The 16,293-nt window shown below is 71.1% G+C and carries 16 protein-coding genes; 10 read left to right on the top strand and 6 right to left on the bottom strand.

Features of this window, described 5'->3' with window-relative positions:
* Positions 1–64: 64 nt before the first annotated feature.
* The 3 genes from IE331_RS12220 (at position 65) to IE331_RS12210 (ending at position 2,391) form a co-directional block, all read left to right on the top strand.
* Positions 65–1,417 (top strand): PhoH family protein, encoded by a 1,353-nt coding sequence (locus tag IE331_RS12220; protein WP_192143698.1) that lies wholly within the window; start codon positions 65–67, stop codon positions 1,415–1,417.
* 166 nt (positions 1,418–1,583) lie between these two features.
* Positions 1,584–2,243, top strand: coding sequence for an aggregation-promoting factor C-terminal-like domain-containing protein (locus tag IE331_RS12215; protein WP_192143697.1), 660 nt, complete (start codon positions 1,584–1,586; stop codon positions 2,241–2,243).
* A gap of 4 nt (positions 2,244–2,247) precedes the next feature.
* Positions 2,248–2,391 carry a hypothetical protein gene (locus IE331_RS12210; protein WP_192143696.1) on the top strand — a complete coding sequence of 48 codons (144 nt, stop codon included), beginning with the start codon at positions 2,248–2,250 and terminating at the stop codon, positions 2,389–2,391.
* A gap of 47 nt (positions 2,392–2,438) precedes the next feature.
* Here the strand turns inward: IE331_RS12210 and IE331_RS12205 are convergent, their stop codons facing one another.
* The 3 genes from IE331_RS12205 to IE331_RS12195 form a co-directional block, all read right to left on the bottom strand.
* Entirely contained in the window at positions 2,439–3,842 is a 1,404-nt protein-coding gene (locus IE331_RS12205) for a class II fumarate hydratase (protein WP_192143695.1), read from the bottom strand.
* Positions 3,843–3,853: 11 nt separating this feature from the next.
* On the bottom strand, positions 3,854–4,534 hold the full coding sequence (locus IE331_RS12200; protein WP_201931734.1) for a spermidine synthase: 681 nt from the start codon (positions 4,532–4,534) through the stop codon (positions 3,854–3,856).
* 104 nt (positions 4,535–4,638) lie between these two features.
* Positions 4,639–4,779 (bottom strand): hypothetical protein, encoded by a 141-nt coding sequence (locus IE331_RS12195; protein WP_192143693.1) that lies wholly within the window; start codon positions 4,777–4,779, stop codon positions 4,639–4,641.
* 112 nt (positions 4,780–4,891) lie between these two features.
* On the opposite strand from IE331_RS12195, the gene IE331_RS12190 reads away from it, so the two are divergent.
* Positions 4,892–5,788: a MerR family transcriptional regulator gene (locus IE331_RS12190; protein WP_192143692.1), complete on the top strand. Its 897-nt coding sequence runs from the start codon at positions 4,892–4,894 to the stop codon at positions 5,786–5,788.
* 57 nt (positions 5,789–5,845) lie between these two features.
* Here IE331_RS12190 and IE331_RS12185 read toward each other — a convergent pair whose 3' ends face one another.
* Entirely contained in the window at positions 5,846–7,540 is a 1,695-nt protein-coding gene (locus IE331_RS12185; RefSeq protein WP_192143691.1) for a fumarate hydratase, read from the bottom strand.
* 65 nt (positions 7,541–7,605) lie between these two features.
* Here IE331_RS12185 and IE331_RS12180 point away from each other — a divergent pair, with 65 nt between their 5' ends.
* Positions 7,606–8,244 (top strand): DUF1707 SHOCT-like domain-containing protein, encoded by a 639-nt coding sequence (locus tag IE331_RS12180; protein WP_201931732.1) that lies wholly within the window; start codon positions 7,606–7,608, stop codon positions 8,242–8,244.
* Here the strand turns inward: IE331_RS12180 and IE331_RS12175 are convergent.
* Positions 8,241–9,281 carry a LacI family DNA-binding transcriptional regulator gene (locus tag IE331_RS12175; RefSeq protein ID WP_192143689.1) on the bottom strand — a complete coding sequence of 347 codons (1,041 nt, stop codon included), beginning with the start codon at positions 9,279–9,281 and terminating at the stop codon, positions 8,241–8,243. The genes IE331_RS12180 and IE331_RS12175 overlap by 4 nt on opposite strands.
* 134 nt (positions 9,282–9,415) lie before the next feature.
* Between IE331_RS12175 and IE331_RS12170 the strand changes: the two genes are divergently transcribed.
* The 5 genes from IE331_RS12170 (at position 9,416) to IE331_RS12150 (ending at position 14,981) form a co-directional block, all read left to right on the top strand.
* The gene (locus tag IE331_RS12170) at positions 9,416–10,735 is read left to right on the top strand and encodes an ABC transporter substrate-binding protein (protein WP_192143688.1); all 1,320 of its coding nucleotides are present in this window, start codon (positions 9,416–9,418) and stop codon (positions 10,733–10,735) included.
* Entirely contained in the window at positions 10,732–11,889 is a 1,158-nt protein-coding gene (locus IE331_RS12165; RefSeq protein WP_192143687.1) for a carbohydrate ABC transporter permease, read from the top strand. Before IE331_RS12170 ends, IE331_RS12165 begins: the two co-directional genes overlap by 4 nt.
* Positions 11,886–12,818, top strand: coding sequence for a carbohydrate ABC transporter permease (locus IE331_RS12160; RefSeq protein WP_201931730.1), 933 nt, complete (start codon positions 11,886–11,888; stop codon positions 12,816–12,818). Before IE331_RS12165 ends, IE331_RS12160 begins: the two co-directional genes overlap by 4 nt.
* Positions 12,819–12,821: 3 nt before the next feature.
* Entirely contained in the window at positions 12,822–13,835 is a 1,014-nt protein-coding gene (locus tag IE331_RS12155) for a glycoside hydrolase family protein (RefSeq protein WP_192143686.1), read from the top strand.
* A gap of 63 nt (positions 13,836–13,898) precedes the next feature.
* Positions 13,899–14,981, top strand: a complete 1,083-nt coding sequence (locus IE331_RS12150; protein WP_192143685.1) for an ABC transporter ATP-binding protein — start codon at positions 13,899–13,901, stop codon at positions 14,979–14,981.
* A gap of 45 nt (positions 14,982–15,026) precedes the next feature.
* On the opposite strand, the gene IE331_RS12145 is transcribed toward IE331_RS12150, so the two are convergent.
* The gene (locus IE331_RS12145) at positions 15,027–16,289 is read right to left on the bottom strand and encodes an ABC transporter ATP-binding protein (protein ID WP_192143684.1); all 1,263 of its coding nucleotides are present in this window, start codon (positions 16,287–16,289) and stop codon (positions 15,027–15,029) included.
* Positions 16,290–16,293: the final 4 nt, after the last annotated feature.

The following is a 16,293-nucleotide window of genomic DNA, read 5'->3' as shown; positions in this document are numbered from 1 at the left end:
GGTCCGTGTGTGTGAGCTAGGGCCGGGGCGAGGAGTGCGCGCGCCGGTTCGTGAGGAGTGGACCGTGGCTGACGCGTCGCAGGGAAATCGCAGTGCCTCCACCCGGACCTACGTCCTGGACACCAGCGTGCTGCTGGCCGATCCGGGCGCGGTGCGGCGCTTCGACGAGCACGAGGTGGTGCTCCCGGTCGTGGTGATCACCGAGCTGGAGGGCAAGCGGCACCACCCCGAGCTGGGCTACTTCGCGCGGGCAGCGCTGCGCATGCTCGACGAGCTGCGGGTGCAGCACGGACGGCTCGACAAGCCGATCCCGGTCGGCGAGGCCGGTGGCACGATCCGCGTCGAGCTCAACCACACCGACCCGGCCTCGCTGCCCAGCGGCTTCCGGCTGGGCGACAACGACACCCGGATCCTGGCGGTCGCGCAGAACCTCGCCAACGAGGGCGCCACGGTGACGCTGGTCTCCAAGGACCTGCCGCTGCGGATCAAGGCCTCCGCGGTGGGGCTGGACGCCGAGGAGTACCGCGCCGAGACCGGGAAGCCGGGCAAGGGCAGCGGCGACGCCGAGGCGGGCTACACCGGGATGGCCGAGCTCGACGTGGCCGGCGCCGACATCGACGAGCTGTACGACGACGGGGTGCTCGACCTCGACCAGGCCCGGGACCTGCCCTGCCACACCGGGCTGGTCCTGCTGTCCGAGCGCGGCACCGCCCTGGGCCGGGTCGGTCCGGACAAGCAGGTGCACCTGGTCCGCGGGGACCGGGAGGCGTTCGGGGTGCACGGGCGTTCCGCCGAGCAGCGGATCGCCCTCGAGACGCTCCTCGACCCCGAGGTCGGGATCGTCTCCCTGGGCGGCCGGGCCGGGACCGGCAAGTCGGCGATGGCCCTCTGCGCCGGCCTGGAGGCGGTCCTCGAGCGCCGTCAGCACTCGAAGGTGGTGGTGTTCCGCCCACTGTTCGCCGTCGGCGGCCAGGAGCTGGGCTACCTGCCCGGCTCGGAGTCGGAGAAGATGTCCCCCTGGGGTCAGGCGGTCTTCGACACCCTCGGCGCGATCACCTCCCGCGACGTCATCGAGGAGGTCCTGGACCGCGGCATGCTCGAGGTGCTCCCGCTGACCCACATCCGGGGCCGGTCCCTGCACGACGCCTTCGTGATCGTCGACGAGGCCCAGTCGCTGGAGCGCAACGTGCTGCTCACGGTGCTCTCCCGGATCGGGGCGAACTCCAAGGTGGTGCTCACCCACGACGTCGCCCAGCGCGACAACCTCCGGGTCGGCCGGCATGACGGCGTGGTGGCCGTCGTGGAGAAGCTCAAGGGCCACCCGCTGTTCGCGCACGTGACGCTGACCCGCTCCGAGCGGTCCCCGATCGCGGCGCTGGTCACCGAGATGCTCGAGGACGTCGGCCTCCAGGGCTGAGTCGCGGGGCGGGCCGGGTGTGACCCGGCTCGCCCCCCGATTTCCCGCGTTCGGTTTGCGCGCCCCCGACTTCTGTTGCAGGGTGGCCCGTGACCATTTCGTGATCCCGGGGGGGACGCGAGGGTGCGGAGCGGTCGTCCCAGTTGTCTACGTCGTGGGTATCCCTGTGCCGAAACACCAGAAGTACTCACCCAAGCACCGGCAGGCGCCGGCTGCCGGGGTGCCGAAGAAGGCCCTGCGCAACACCGTGCTGCTCTCCTCCGTCGCGCTGACCGCCACCGGCGTCGCCGTCGGCGGCGGCGTCGTGTCCGCGGACGAGGACGGCACCGTCGGCGGTGCCGTGTCCACCGTCGCCTCCGACCTCGGCGCCCTCGACCCGCTTCCCCCGGCCGAGGCCGAGGCCGCGCCGCGCCGGGACGAGCAGGTCTCCCGGTCCGATCGCCGCGACGCCGCGGACCCGGCCAAGGAGAAAGCGCTGTCGGTCTCGGCCACCTCCGGCGAGGCGATCACCCGCACCGAGGACCTCTCCGACGACGACCCCCGGGACATCGGCAGGGCACTGCTGCCCGAGTTCGGCTTCGCCGCCGACCAGTTCGGCTGCCTCGACTCGCTCTACGAGTCCGAGAGCGGGTGGCGGATCGACGCCGACAACCCGACCTCGTCGGCGTACGGCATCCCGCAGGCGCTGACCCAGACCCACGACCTCCCCGACGGCTACCTGACCTCCGCCGAGGTCCAGATCCGCTGGGGCCTGGGCTACATCCAGGACCGGTACGGCACGCCGTGCAACGCGTGGGGCTTCAAGCAGGGCAACGGCTGGTACTGAGCGCATGGACGAGGACCTGCCCCGCGAGCTCCGGCACGCCGAGCCCAGTGACCCTGCCGGCAGCGCGCTGCCGCTGTGGGTGCGACTGACCGCCCTGGTGATGGTGGTCGCCGTCGCCGGCTTCTACGTGCTCTCCTACTTCGTCTGAGCGTCTGCCCGCCCGTCCCCTGAGGCTACGGCCCGTCAGCGACGCCGTCAGCGACCGGTCATCGAGTCCACGTCGAGCGCGGCGTCGAGCTGCTCCTCGGTGAGCGTCCCGTCCTCGACGAACCCCATGGCCAGCACGGTCTCCCGGATCGTGGCCCCCTCCGCGAGTGCCCGCTTGGCCACGGCGGCCGCGGTCTCGTAGCCCAGGTGACGGTTGAGCGGGGTGACCACCGACGGTGAGGACTCCGCGTAGCGGCGCATCCGCTCCTCGTCGGCGGTGATCCCGTCGACGCAGCGGTCCGCGAGCGTCCGGGAGGCGTTGGCCAGCAGCCGGATCGACTCCAGCACGTTGCGGGCCAGCACCGGCATCATCACGTTCAGCTCGAAGCTGCCCGAGGCCCCGGCCGTGGTCACCGTGACGTCGTTGCCGATCACCTGGGCGCACACCATCAGCGTCGCCTCCGGCAGCACCGGGTTGACCTTGCCCGGCATGATGCTCGAGCCGGGCTGGAGGTCGGGCAGGTGGATCTCGGCGAGTCCGGTCGAGGGTCCCGAGGACATCCAGCGCAGGTCGTTGCAGAGCTTGGTGAGCGAGACCGCCACCACCCGCAGCTGGCCGGAGAGCTCGACGAGGGCGTCCCGGCCGCCCTGGGCCTCGAAGTGGTCCCCGGCCTCGGTGAACGGCAGCCCGGTGTCCCGGGCCAGCTCCTCGATCACGGCGGCGGCGAAGCCGTCCGGGGTGTTGATGCCGGTGCCGACCGCGGTGCCGCCCAGAGGCAGCTCGGCGACCCGGGGCAGGGCGTCGCGCAGCCGACGTACGCCGAGGCGCAGGGCGGCCGCGTAGCCGCCGAGCTCCTGGCCGAGCGTGACCGGGGTGGCGTCCATGAGATGGGTCCGCCCGGACTTCACGGTGTCGGCGAACTCCTCGGACTTCGCCTCGAGGGCGGTGGCGAGGTGGGCCAGGGCGGGCACCAGGTCGTGCTCGGTCGCGCTGGTGGCGGCCACGTGGATGGAGGTCGGGAACACGTCGTTGCTGGACTGGCTGGCGTTGACGTCGTCGTTCGGGTGCGCCTCGACGCCGCGCCGGGCGGCGAGCGAGGCGAGCACCTCGTTCATGTTCATGTTCGAGGAGGTCCCCGAGCCGGTCTGGAAGACGTCGACCGGGAACTGGTCGAGGTGCTCGCCGCCGACGATCTCGGCGGCGGCCTCCGCGATCGCCTCCGCGACCCGTTCGTCGACCACGCCCAGTCGCGCGTTGACCCGGGCGGCGGCGGCCTTGACCCGGGCGAGGGCGATCACGTGCTGGTCCTCGAGCCGGGTGCCGCTGATCGGGAAGTTCTCGACCGCGCGCTGGGTCTGGGCCCGCCACAGGGCGGTGCGCGGGACCCGCACCTCGCCCATGGAGTCGTGCTCGGTGCGGTGGTCCTCGGGCTGCTCGGGGTGCTCGCTCACGCCTCCCGAGGCTACCCGGGACGTCGGGCGACGTGCAGCCAGTAGCGCTCGTCGCGCCCCTGGAGCCGGACGTCGTGGGGGATCGCCTCGGCCGAGCCGAAGGCCTGCCGCAGCGTGCGGACCAGGTCCGGGGACTCCGCCTCGGACCAGACGACGGCCAGCTCCGCGGTGGTGCGGTGCAGCGTCTCCAGGAACGCCGGCCGGTAGAGCGCGGCGTTGGCGTCGTGGACCAGGTGCCCCGGCCCGTTGTCGACGTCCAGCAGCACCAGGTCGTAGGCCCGGTCCGGGGCCGAGGTCAACACGTCGGCGACGTCGCCGACGGCGACGGTCACCCGGGGGTCAGCGAGCAGGGCGGGGCCGTGCGGGACCGTCCCGTCGGCGAGCCAGCCGACCAGCGCCGGCTCGAGCTCGGCGACGGTGCACTCCTCGACCCGGCGGTCGGCGAGCACCTCGGCCAGGGTGAAGCCGAGCCCGAGCCCGCCGACCAGCACCCGGCGTGGCGACGCCGCCAGCGCCAGGGCGTCGGTGGCCAGCGCGCGCTCGGTGCTGGTCTCCCGCGTGTCCATGACGAGGACGCCGTTGACCCGCAGCTCCAGAACGGCGGCGCCCTCCTCGCGCCGCCCGCGCAGCAGCACCTCGCCCCGGTCGGAGACGGCGCGGGCGAGGTCGGCGTACGGCGTGTCGGTGGTCACGGGTCCATCCTGGGCCATCCGGGCGCCTCCGGTGGAGGGTGCGGACCGCCCCCGGTGATGGGGGGGAGGGGGCGGCCCGCGGTGCGACCGACGGCGGGGGTCCGTCAGCCGCAGCTGGTGCGGACGATCGACACCTCGTCCTGCGGGGTGGCATCGGCGGGGCTGACCGCGACCAGGGTGCCCACGGCCGCCGACGCGATGGCGGCGGCGCCGACGAGGAGGCGGGCGATGCTCGCTGCGGTCATGGTCCCTCCCGGGATGTCCAAAGTGTGTCCAAGGTGTTGCCGGGACCGAGTCTGGACCATGGAGAGCGAGTCTGTCCAGTCTTTGTCGAATGTTCCGGCTACACTCATCGGCATGTACACCGTCAAGCGCGCCGCCGAGCTCACCGGGATCGCCCCCGACACCCTGCGCATGTGGGAGCGCCGCTACGCGGTGGTCACCCCGACCCGGAGCGACGGCGGCTACCGCCTCTACGACGACGCCGCGCTCCGTCGGCTCTCGGCCATGCAGGCGCTGGTCGGCTCGGGCATCTCGGCGCGCCAGGCGGCGGGCCTGGTGCTCTCCGACGAGGCCGCCGGCGTCGACGCCGAGCCGGTGCCGGCGGCCGACACCCTGGGAGACACCGGGTCGCTGGTTCGGGCCGCGCAGCGGTTCGACGCCGCCGTCCTGAGTGCCGCCCTCGACGAGGGGTTCGGTCAGGCGAGCTTCGAGCGGGTGGTCGACGGCTGGCTGATGCCCGCGCTCCTCGAGCTGGGGGCGGCCTGGCGCCGGGGCGACGTCACGGTCGCCGGAGAGCACTTCGCCAGCGCCAGCGTGCACCGGCGGCTGTCGATCTTGTTCGACGCGGCCGCCGGCTCCGGGATCGGCCCCCGGGTGCTGGTCGGGCTGGCGCGCGGCTCGCGGCACGAGCTCGGTGTCCTGGCCTTCGCCACCGTGCTGCGGCGAGCCGGTCTCGACGTGGTCTACGTCGGCGGGGACCTGCCCGCGGCCGAGTTCGTGGGCGCGGTGGCGACCGAGCAGCCGGCGGCGGTGATCATCGGCGTCCCCTCGACCGAGGACGTGCCCGCGGTCCGCGAGGCCGTCGCCGCGCTCGCCGCGGCGTACCCGGACCTGCCGGTGCACCTCGGCGGCGGTCACCAGTCGCGGGTGGGCGGCACCGCCCGGCTCCTGGGGCACGCCGTCGGCCCGGCGGCGTCCGCGCTGGTGGGGGAGCTGGTGGCGGAGCTGGGCGCCGAGCGACCAGCCGGCTGACGACCGCCTGCGCGCCGCCCGACGCGTTCTCCGCGCGGGCCGGCCGGTGAGGCTCGGCTACTCGGCGGAGCGGACCCGGACCCCGGTGATCGGCACCGTCACCGCGCCCGAGGGATCGGTGAAGAAGTCGTTGCCCTTGTCGTCGACCACGATGAACGCCGGGAAGTCCTCGACCTCGATCCTCCAGACCGCCTCCATGCCGAGATCCTCGTACTCGAGCACGTCGACCGACCTGATGCAGTCCTGCGCCAGCCGGGCCGCCGGGCCGCCGATCGACCCGAGGTAGAACCCGCCGTGGGCCGCGCAGGCCTCGGTCACGACCTTGCTGCGGTTGCCCTTGGCCAGCATCACCATGGACCCGCCCGCGGCCTGGAACTGCTCGACGTAGGTGTCCATGCGGCCCGCGGTGGTCGGCCCGAACGAGCCGGACGCCATCCCGTCCGGCGTCTTGGCCGGCCCGGCGTAGTAGACCGGGTGGTCGCGCAGGTAGTCGGGCATCTCCTCGCCGGCGTCGAGCCGCTCCTTGATCTTGGCGTGCGCGATGTCGCGCGCCACCACGAGCGGACCGGTCAACGACAGCCGGGTCTTGACCGGGTGCCGCGACAGCTCGGCCAGGATCTCCTCCATCGGACGGCTCAGGTCGATCGGGACCACCTCGCCGCCGGCGATGTCGTCGGCGGTCCCGGTGTCCGGCATGTAGTGCGCCGGGTCGGTCTCGAGCTGCTCGAGGAACACGCCCTCGGCGGTGATCTTGCCGAGCGCCTGCCGGTCGGCGGAGCACGAGACGGCGATGGCCACCGGGCAGGATGCGCCGTGTCGGGGGAGCCGGACCACCCGCACGTCGTGGCAGAAGTACTTGCCGCCGAACTGGGCGCCGATCCCGAACGACTGCGTCAGCTCGAAGACCTGCTCCTCCAGCTCGAGGTCGCGGAACCCGTGCGCGTCCATCGAGCCCGAGGTCGGCAGGGTGTCGAGGTAGTGCGCGGAGGCGTACTTGGCGGTCTTGAGGGCGAACTCGGCGCTGGTGCCGCCGATCACCACGGCGAGGTGGTACGGCGGGCAGGCGGCGGTGCCGAGTGAGCGGATCTTCTCGTCGAGGTAGGTGAGGATCCGCTCGGGGTTCAGGATCGCCTTGGTCTCCTGGAACAGGAACGACTTGTTGGCCGACCCCCCACCCTTGGCCATGAAGAGGAACTTGTACTCCGGCCGCCCGGACGTCTCCGGCGTGGAGTAGATCTCGATCTGTGCCGGCAGGTTGGTGCCGGTGTTCTTCTCCTCGAACGTCGTCAGCGGCGCCAGCTGGCTGTAGCGCAGGTTCAGCTTCGTGTAGGCGTCGTGCACCCCGCGGCTGATCGTCTCGCCGTCGTCGGCACCGGTGAGCACGCCCTCGGACTTCTTGCCCATGACGATCGCGGTGCCGGTGTCCTGGCACATCGGCAGCACGCCGCCGGCGGAGATGTTCACGTTCTTCAGCAGGTCCAGCGCCACGAACCGGTCGTTGCCCGACGACTCCGGGTCGTCGATGATCCGGCGCAGCTGGGCCAGGTGGGCCGGCCTCAGGTAGTGGGCGATGTCGTGCATCGCCTCGGCGGTCAGGCGGCGGATCGCCTCCGGGTCCACCTGCAGGAAGGTCCGGTCGCCGGCCTCGACGACGCTGACCCCCTCGGCGCCCAGGAACCGGTACGGCGTGTCGTCGGCGCCGGTCGGCAGCAGGTCGGAGTAACGGAACTCGGGAGAGGATGCGGTGCTCACGAGCGCCCAGCGTACGCCGTGGTTTCGCTAGGCTGGGAGGCCGGATGGACGAGGGGAGGGGAGCCGTGACCGAGCCCGACCCCGCCCGCCTGCGGATCTCCGACAGTGACCGGCACCAGGTCGCCGAGCTGCTCCGGGAGGCCGCGGCCGAGGGACGGCTGGACTGGGACGAGCTCGAGGAGCGACTCGAGGCGACGTACGCCGCGAAGGTGGCGGGCGACCTGGTGCCGATCGTGGCCGACCTGCCGGGCTCTCCTCCCGCCGTGTCCTCCGAGGCCCACCCGGCCGTGCCCCGCCCGCCGCTCCTGCCCGCAGGGTCGCGGCACGACTTCAGCCTGGCCGTCATGAGCGGCCAGGACCGTCGTGGGGTCTGGGAGATCGGGCCGTCCCACACCGCCTTCGCCATGATGGGCGGGGTCACCCTCGACCTGCGCGAGGCCCGGTTCGCGGCCCCGGAGGTGGTGGTCACCGCGGTCGCGGTGATGGGCGGGATCGACGTCCACGTCAACGCCGGCACCAGGATCGCCGTTGAGGGCCTGGGGGTGATGGGCAGCTTCGACGAGGCCCGGCCCAAGGTGGCCGCGGAGATCGCCGCCGACGCCCCCCTGGTCCGGGTGCGCGGACTCGCCCTGATGGGGGCGGTCACCGTGCAACGCCGGGCGATGCCCGGGGAGTCGAGGCGCGGTCGCCGAGCGCTGCGTTAGCGCCGGTCCGGCGGGGGAGCGGTGGTCCCGCGGATCACGAGATGCGGGTCGACGACGAGTGAGTCCTCGGCGGCTCCGGTGCCGTGCACCAGGGCCAGCACCTGCGTGGCGGCCAGACGACCCTGGTCGGGCACGTGCTGGGCGACCGTGGTGAGGTCGAAGAGCGCGGCCATCGGGTGGTCGTCGACGGCGACCACCGAGAGCTCCTCGGGGACCCGGACCCCTCGTTGCTGGAGACCGCGCAACGCGCTGATCGCGATCTCGTCGGAGTAGGCGAACACCGCCGTCGGCGGCTCGTCGAGCGCCAGCAGGGCGGCCACCCCGTCGGTGCCGGCCCGCAGGCCGAACGGTTCGGTGACCAGGTACTCCTCACGGACGTCGAGGTCCGCGGCCCTGAGGGCGTCGAGGTAGCCGCGGGTCCGTTCGGTGTAGGACGACCAGATCGTGCCGGTCGTGTCGCTGGTGCGGATCATCGCGATCCGGCGGTGGCCGAGCTCGATGAGGTGCTGCACCGCGAGCACGGCCACGGCCTGGTCGTCGACCCGGGCGTGCGGGTAGTCGCGCAGCTCGCCGCCGGCGACGACCACCTGCACCCCCAGCAGGTCGAGGCGCTCCTCCTCGTCCTCGAGCACCGGCAGGGCGATCAGCACCACCGCATCCACCTTGCGGCGCGAGGGCAGCTCCCGGAAGAACCGGCTGCGCTGCTCCCGGCCGTCGACCTGGTAGATGAGCACGTCGAGGTCCGCCTCGCGGAGGTGGGCCTCGATGCTCGCCAGCATCGCCGAGTAGAACCACACGTCGATCTTGGGCACCACCACCGCGACCCGCCCGGTCTGGCGCCGCGACAGCCGGGAGGCCTCGGGCGAGACGACGTAGGAGAGCTCCTCGGCGATCTGCCGGATCCGGTCCCGCGTGGCCGGGCTCACCCCCGGCAGCCCGCGCAGGGCGCGGGACACGGTGGCGCTGGAGACGCCCGCGCGAGCCGCCACGTCAGCCATGTTGGCGTGTGGCTCGCGGACGTCCTGGACGGCGGGCATGAGGTCAGGGTAGCGATTCTGCAAACGTTTGCGTACCCCCCTTGACGAGATGCCGTGATGTGCGTCACGATCGATTGCAAACGTTTACGCAGGGCGCGGTCGGCGCGTCCTCACTGCCAACACAGGGAGCGAAGATGGCGACAGGACAGCGACGCCGGCTGGCAGCGGTCGGAGTGGCCGCCACGTTGGCGCTGATCACCTCGGGATGCCTCCAGTCCGACGACGGAGGCGGCGGCGGCTCGGGTGGCTCGGACGACGGGGACGGCAAGGTCACCATCCTCGGCGCGTTCGGCGGCCCGGAGAAGGACGCCTTCGAGGCCTCCCTCAAGGCGTTCGAGGACGAGTCCGGGATCGACATCGAGTACACCGAGGACACCGACTTCACCACCACGATCGTGCAGAAGGTGAACTCCGGCGACGCGCCCGACATCGGGCTCTTCCCCCAGCCGGGCGGGCTCATCGAGCTCGCCGACGACATGACTCCGATGGAGGACGTCATCGACATCGGCGCCATCGAGGAGACGCTGATCCCCGGGTTCCTCGACGCGGCCACCGCCGACGGCACCGTCTACGGCGCGCCGATGCGGATGGCGGTCAAGAGCATCGTCTGGTACCCCAAGCCCGCCTACGAGGACGCCGGCTACAACACCGAGCCGGCCACCTTCCAGGAGCTCATGTCGGAGGCCGACAAGATCGCGGCCGACGGCACCAAGCCGTGGTGCATGGGCTGGGAGTCCGACCAGGCCACCGGCTGGGTCGGGACGGACTGGCTCGAGGAGATGGTCCTGCGCCTGCACGGTCCGGACGTGTACGACCAGTGGGTCGCCCACGAGATCCCGTTCAACGACCCGCAGATCGTCGAGGCGCTCGACGCCTTCGGTGAGATCGCCAAGAGCGACGACATGGTCCTCGGCGGCGCCAAGGGCATCCTCAACACCGGCTTCGCCGACGCGATGACCCCGGCGTTCAAGGCCGAGCCCAGCTGCTACCTGCACCGCCAGGGCAACTTCGCGACCGGCTTCTACCCCAAGGACGTCCAGGCCGACCTCGACGGCTCGGTGGGCACGTTCTACTTCCCGGCCTACGAGGGCGGCTACGACGGGCAGCCGCTGCTCGGCGGCGGTGACCTGGCCGCGACCTTCAACGGCGACGACGACGACGTCAAGGAGGTCATGACCTTCCTGACCTCCGACGAGTTCGGCGGCGAGTGGGCCCAGGTCGGTGGCTGGCTGTCCCCGCACGCCACCTTCGACGACAGCCAGTACGCCGACGACACCACCCGGGCGATCGCCCAGCTGGCGGCCGACGCCGACGTGTTCCGGTTCGACGCCTCCGACCTGATGCCCAAGGCGGTCGGCTCCGACAGCTTCTGGGTCGGGATGGTCGACTGGATGGGTGGTCAGTCGAGCCAGGAGACGCTCGACCAGATCGAAGAGACCTGGCCGGCGTCATGACCACGGCCGTGGAGGACCCCGGCGCTCCGGCGCCGGGGTCCGCCCCGGACTCCGGGGTCGTCCACGGCCGGGCCAGCGCCCGCAAGATCGGCGGCGGCCTGGTCGGCATGGTGGTCACCGGGTACGTCATGTACACGGTGTTCATGTCGTTCTCGATCCTGCCCGAGGTCTACTTCGACAGCGCGGTGCTGATCGGCGTCGTCGCGGTCGTGGTGGGGGTCGGCGGGGCGGCGGTGCTGTTCTACTTCCTCAACATGCTGGTGGAGGGGCTTCCGCAGCGGGCCTCGCTCGGCCTGATCCCCTACGCCTACCTGCTCCCCGGCCTGGGCTTCATCTCGCTGATGCTCATCTACCCGGCGCTGCAGACGATCAACTTCTCCTTCGCCGACCAGGACAGCGAGAGCTACGTCGGCCTGGAGAACTACAAGACGATCTTCGGCAGTGAGGCTTTCCGCAGCGCGATCTTCAACAACCTGCTGTGGCTGATGATCGTGCCGGCGGTCACCGTGGCGCTCGGCACCATCGTGGCCGTGCTCGCCGACCGGCTCTCGACCCGCGGTGAGAGCGTGTCGAAGAGCGTGATCTTCCTGCCGATGGCGATCTCGTTCGTCGGCGCGTCGGCCATCTGGGGTCTCGTCTACGACTTCTCCATCGGCGACGAGCAGGTCGGGCTGCTCAACGCGATCTGGACCACGCTCGGCGGGGAGGCCCAGACCTGGCTGTCGATCGAGACCGCCAAGCTGAACTCGATCCTGCTGATGGTGATCCTGATCTGGCTCCAGGTCGGCTTCGCCATGATCCTCCTGTCCTCGGCGATCAAGGGAGTCCCGGAGGACACCATCGAGGCGGCCCGGATCGACGGGGCGTCGGAGTGGCAGATCTTCTGGCAGGTCCTGATCCCGCAGATGAAGGGGACCATCATCACGGTCTTCATCACGGTGCTGATCCTGGTGCTGAAGGTCTTCGACATCGTCTACGTGCTGACCAACGGCCGGGACAACACCGACGTGATCGCGAACCTGTTCTTCAAGGAGCTGTTCGCCCGCGGCAACGCGGGAGTCGCCTCGGCCATCGTGGTGATCCTGCTGCTGGCGGTGACCCCGGTGCTGATCTACCAGGTCCGGCACTTCCGGCAGGAGGAGATGAACCGATGAGCTCCACGACGGTCACCAAGGAGGCGGGCCTGGCCACGAAGGCCACCCGCTCCACTCCGAGCCGGACGCCCGGCACCATGAAGGACGGCCGGCGCCGCAGCTGGGTCTCGATCCTCGGCATGCTCGCGCTGTGCGTGCTGTGGACACTGCCGACGCTGGGCCTGCTGGTCACCTCGTTCCGGTCCCGGATCGACGCTGCCAGCACCGGGTGGTGGACGATCCTGTTCAACCCGGGCAACGCCGGCTGGACCACCGACAACTACCGTCGCGTGTTCGAGGGCACGGACCTCGGCAGCGGCTTCGTCAACAGCCTGGTGGTGGCGATCCCGGCCACGGTGATCCCGATCATGTTCGCCGCGTTCGCCGCCTACGCCTTCACGTTCATGGAGTTCCGCGGCAAGGACTTCCTGTTCGTCGGCATCGTCGCGGTGATGGTGATCCCGATCCAGGTGGCCTTCCAGCCGATGCTGAACCTGCTCGGCCCCCGCGGCCTGGACATCAGCCAGGAGTTCTTCGCGGTGTGGCTGCTGCACACCGGCTTCGGCATGCCGTTGGCGATCTACGTCCTGCGCAACTACATGGCCACGCTGCCCAAGACGATCATCGAGTCGGCGAAGATGGACGGAGCCACGCACTACCAGACGTTCTGGCGGCTGATCGTGCCGATGTCGGTGCCGGCGCTGGCGGCGTTCGCGATCCTGCAGTTCCTCTGGGTGTGGAACGACTTCCTCATCGCCAAGCTCTTCCTGGGCTCGGGCGGCAACGCGACCGTGATCGTCGAGCTGCAGAGCCTGCTCGGGACGCAGGGCCTGGGACGGGAGCTGCTGACGGCCGGCGCCTTCGTCTCCATGGTGCTGCCGATGGTCGTGTTCTTCGCCCTGCAGCGCTTCTTCGTCCGTGGCCTGACCTCCGGAGCGGTCAAGGGGTAGCGCATGTTCGACCTCACCGACGAGTGGGTGTGGGACTTCTGGGTGGTCGACGACCGGCACACGGACGCCGACCACCCGGCGTACCACCTGTTCTTCCTGAAGGCGCCGCGGTCCCTCGGGGACCCGGAGCTGCGCCACCTCAACGCCTCGGTCGGCCACGCCGTCTCGCGCGACCTGCGGGACTGGACCCGGGTCGAGGACGCCCTGGTCCCACAGCCGCTGGGCGCCTTCGACGACCTGGCCACCTGGACCGGCAGCGTGGTCCGGGACGACGACGGTGGGTGGCACCTGTTCAGCACCGGCGTCGCGCAGGCCGAGGAGGGGCGGGTGCAGCGGATCGGGGTCTCCACCTCCGCGGACCTGCACCGGTGGGAGCGCTCGGGGGACCTGCTGCTCGAAGCCGACCGGCGCTGGTACCGCCGGTGGGCGGGCCAGGGCCACCAGGAGCACTGGCGCGACCCCTGGGTGGTGCGCGACGACGCCGGGCTGTGGCACATGTACGTGACCGCGCAGGCGGCGGGCGGACACCCGGGCGGTGCGGGCGACGGCGTCGTCGGGCATGCCACCTCCGCCGACCTGCGGAGCTGGCGGGTCGGCGCTCCGCTGAGCTCGCCGACCGGGCGGTTCGACCAGCTCGAGGTGATCTCGGTGACCTGCGTCGAGGGCCGGTGGGTGCTGATGTTCTCCTGCCTCGGCCCGGAGATGCCCGGCGTCGGGGTGGGTGGCGGCGGCGTCTGGACCGTGGCCGTGGACGGACCCGGCGCCCCTGTGGACGTCGCGGCCGCCGTGCGGCTGACGAGCGAACGGCTGTACGTCGGCAAGCTGGTGCCGACGGGGGACGGTCCACCGGTCTTCCTGGCCTTCGAGAACCGCGGCGACTCGGACGCGTTCATCGGCGGCGTCATCGACCCGCTGGCAGTGCGCTGGCGCGCGGACGGCGCGGGTCTCGAGCTCGTCGACGCCCCGCCCGACTGGCATCCCGAGGAGGCGGAGCTGATCTCTGTCAGTGCTCGCTAGTGTGACCCAGGTCACTTCACTACGGATCGTCCGGCACGTACCTGCCGGTGAAGGAGAAGAGTCATGGCAACGGTTTCGTTCAAGCAGGCCCAGCGCTGGTACCCCGGCGCCGCCGAGCCGGCGGTGCCCGGCATCGATCTGGAGATCGAGGACGGCGAGTTCATGGTCCTGGTCGGGCCCTCGGGCTGCGGCAAGTCCACCACGCTGCGGATGTTGGCGGGGTTGGAGGAGTGCAACGAGGGGCAGATCTTCATCGGTGATCGCGACATCACCCACGCCCCACCCAAGGACCGCGACATCGCGATGGTGTTCCAGAACTACGCGCTCTACCCGCACATGTCGGTCGCGGACAACATGGCGTTCTCGTTGAAGATGGCCAAGGTCCCCGAGGCCGAGCGCAAGACCAGGGTCGCGGAGGCGGCCAAGATCCTCGGACTGGAGGAGTTCCTGGACCGCAAGCCCAAGGCGCTCTCGGGCGGTCAGCGGCAGCGCGTGGCGATGGGGCGGGCGATCGTGCGGCAGCCGCAGGTGTTCTGCATGGACGAGCCGCTGTCGAACCTGGACGCCAAGATGCGGGTCCAGACCCGCACCGACATCGCCAAGCTCCAGGCCGACCTGGGGGTGACCACGGTCTACGTCACCCACGACCAGGTCGAGGCGATGACGATGGGGGACCGGGTGGCGGTGATGAAGCTCGGCGAGCTGATGCAGGTCGACACCCCACTGAACCTCTACGACAAGCCGGTCAACCTGTTCGTGGCCGGGTTCATCGGCTCACCGCAGATGAACCTGCTCGAGGCCCGCGCCGAGAACGGCCAGGCCAAGATCGGGGAGTACCTCGTCCCGGTCGACGAGGGCGCCTCGCACCGGATGACCGGCAACATCACCGTCGGGGTCCGCCCCGAGGCCTGGCGCCTGGTCAGCGCCGAGGAGGGCGGGCTGCCGGTCAAGGTCACCGTGGTCGAGGAGCTCGGCGCCGACGCGTTCGTCTACGGCACCTCCGGCGTCGAGGGCACCCCGCACGACCTGATCATCCGGGTCACCGGTCGCGACCACGTCCGCAAGGGCGAGACCATCCACGTCACCACCGACCCGCACCAGGTCCACGTCTTCGACACCGACACCGGAGAGCGCCTCAGCGACTGAGCGACCCGCCGACCCAGAGGCGGGTCGGACGGACGGCCGGCGGGCTCAGGCGCCCTGCGCCTGGGCCCGCTCCGCCTCGCCCTCGTCGGCCCGCCGCTCGGCCTCGGCGAGCGCCTCGGGATCGTCGTTGGCCGGGATCCGGCCGGCGTGCTCGAGGTCGACGGTGAGGTTCTCGCCGGTGGCCGGGTCGAAGAGGTGGATCTTCGAGGTGTCCACCCAGATCTCCGCCTCGTCGCCCTCGGCGACCCGGCTGGCACCGTCGAGGGAGACCACCAGCTGGCTGCGCATGGACTCGCCCTCCAGGTCGCGCTCCAGCTCGGCGAGCTGGTCGCGGACCTCGGACCCCGCCTCGAACGGGATGTAGGCGTAGGCCTCGTTGCCGAGCCACTCCACGACGTCGACGGTGGCCCGGAAGGTCGACCCCTCGGAGGTGTCCTGCTTCACCGAGGCGTCCTCGAAGTGCTCCGGGCGGATGCCGGCGATGAGCAGACCCTTGCCCTCGGCCTTGCGGGCGTGCTCCTCGGGGATCTGCACCTCGCCGAACGGCAGCTTCACGGTCCGGCCCTCGACGGTCGCGGGCAGGAAGTTCATCGGCGGCGAGCCGATGAACCCGGCGACGAAGAGGTTGCCCGGGTTGACGTAGAGCTCGCGCGGCGTGGCGAGCTGCTGCAGCACGCCCCTCTTGAGCACCGCGACCCGGTCGCCGAGCGTCATCGCCTCGGTCTGGTCGTGGGTGACGTAGACGGTGGTGATCCCCAGTCGCTTCTGCAGTCGGGAGATCTCGGTGCGCATCTGGCCGCGCAGCTTGGCGTCGAGGTTGGACAGCGGCTCGTCGAAGAGGAACGCGTCGGCGTCGCGCACGATCGCCCGGCCCATCGCCACCCGCTGGCGCTGGCCTCCGGACAGGTTGCCCGGCTTGCGGTCGAGGTGCTCGTCGAGCTCCAGGGTCTTCGAGGCCTCGCGGACCAACCGGTCGACCTCGTCGTCGGAGACGCCGGCCAGTCGAAGCGGGAACGCGATGTTCTCGAACACGGTCAGGTGCGGGTAGAGCGCGTAGTTCTGGAACACCATGGCCAGGTTCCGGTCCCGTGGTGCGAGGTCGTTGACCACCTTGTCGCCGATGACCATCTCGCCCTCGGTGATGTCCTCGAGCCCGACGATCATGCGCAGGAGCGTCGACTTCCCGCAGCCCGACGGTCCGACGAGGATCATGAACTCCCCGTCTGCGACGTCGATGCTGACGTCGTTCACGGCGGGGAACCCGTCGCCGTACTTCTTGACGATGTTCTTCATGTCGATGGCGGCCATCGGG

Origin of the sequence: Nocardioides donggukensis (genome assembly GCF_014842875.1) — a bacterium.
In the GTDB taxonomy this organism is placed as follows: domain Bacteria; phylum Actinomycetota; class Actinomycetes; order Propionibacteriales; family Nocardioidaceae; genus Nocardioides; species Nocardioides donggukensis.
Note: the sequence above shows the minus strand (reverse complement) of the source record. Positions and strands in the feature narration are given on the sequence as shown.

Coding starts and splice junctions, on each gene's coding strand:
- IE331_RS12210 (WP_192143696.1), top strand. CDS start 2,248: ATGGACGAGGACCTGCCCCGCGAGCTCCGGCACGCCGAGCCCAGTGAC.
- IE331_RS12195 (WP_192143693.1), bottom strand. CDS start 4,779: ATGACCGCAGCGAGCATCGCCCGCCTCCTCGTCGGCGCCGCCGCCATC.
- IE331_RS12190 (WP_192143692.1), top strand. CDS start 4,892: ATGTACACCGTCAAGCGCGCCGCCGAGCTCACCGGGATCGCCCCCGAC.
- IE331_RS12175 (WP_192143689.1), bottom strand. CDS start 9,281: ATGCCCGCCGTCCAGGACGTCCGCGAGCCACACGCCAACATGGCTGAC.
- IE331_RS12170 (WP_192143688.1), top strand. CDS start 9,416: ATGGCGACAGGACAGCGACGCCGGCTGGCAGCGGTCGGAGTGGCCGCC.
- IE331_RS12165 (WP_192143687.1), top strand. CDS start 10,732: ATGACCACGGCCGTGGAGGACCCCGGCGCTCCGGCGCCGGGGTCCGCC.
- IE331_RS12160 (WP_201931730.1), top strand. CDS start 11,886: ATGAGCTCCACGACGGTCACCAAGGAGGCGGGCCTGGCCACGAAGGCC.
- IE331_RS12155 (WP_192143686.1), top strand. CDS start 12,822: ATGTTCGACCTCACCGACGAGTGGGTGTGGGACTTCTGGGTGGTCGAC.
- IE331_RS12150 (WP_192143685.1), top strand. CDS start 13,899: ATGGCAACGGTTTCGTTCAAGCAGGCCCAGCGCTGGTACCCCGGCGCC.
- IE331_RS12145 (WP_192143684.1), bottom strand. CDS start 16,289: ATGGCCGCCATCGACATGAAGAACATCGTCAAGAAGTACGGCGACGGG.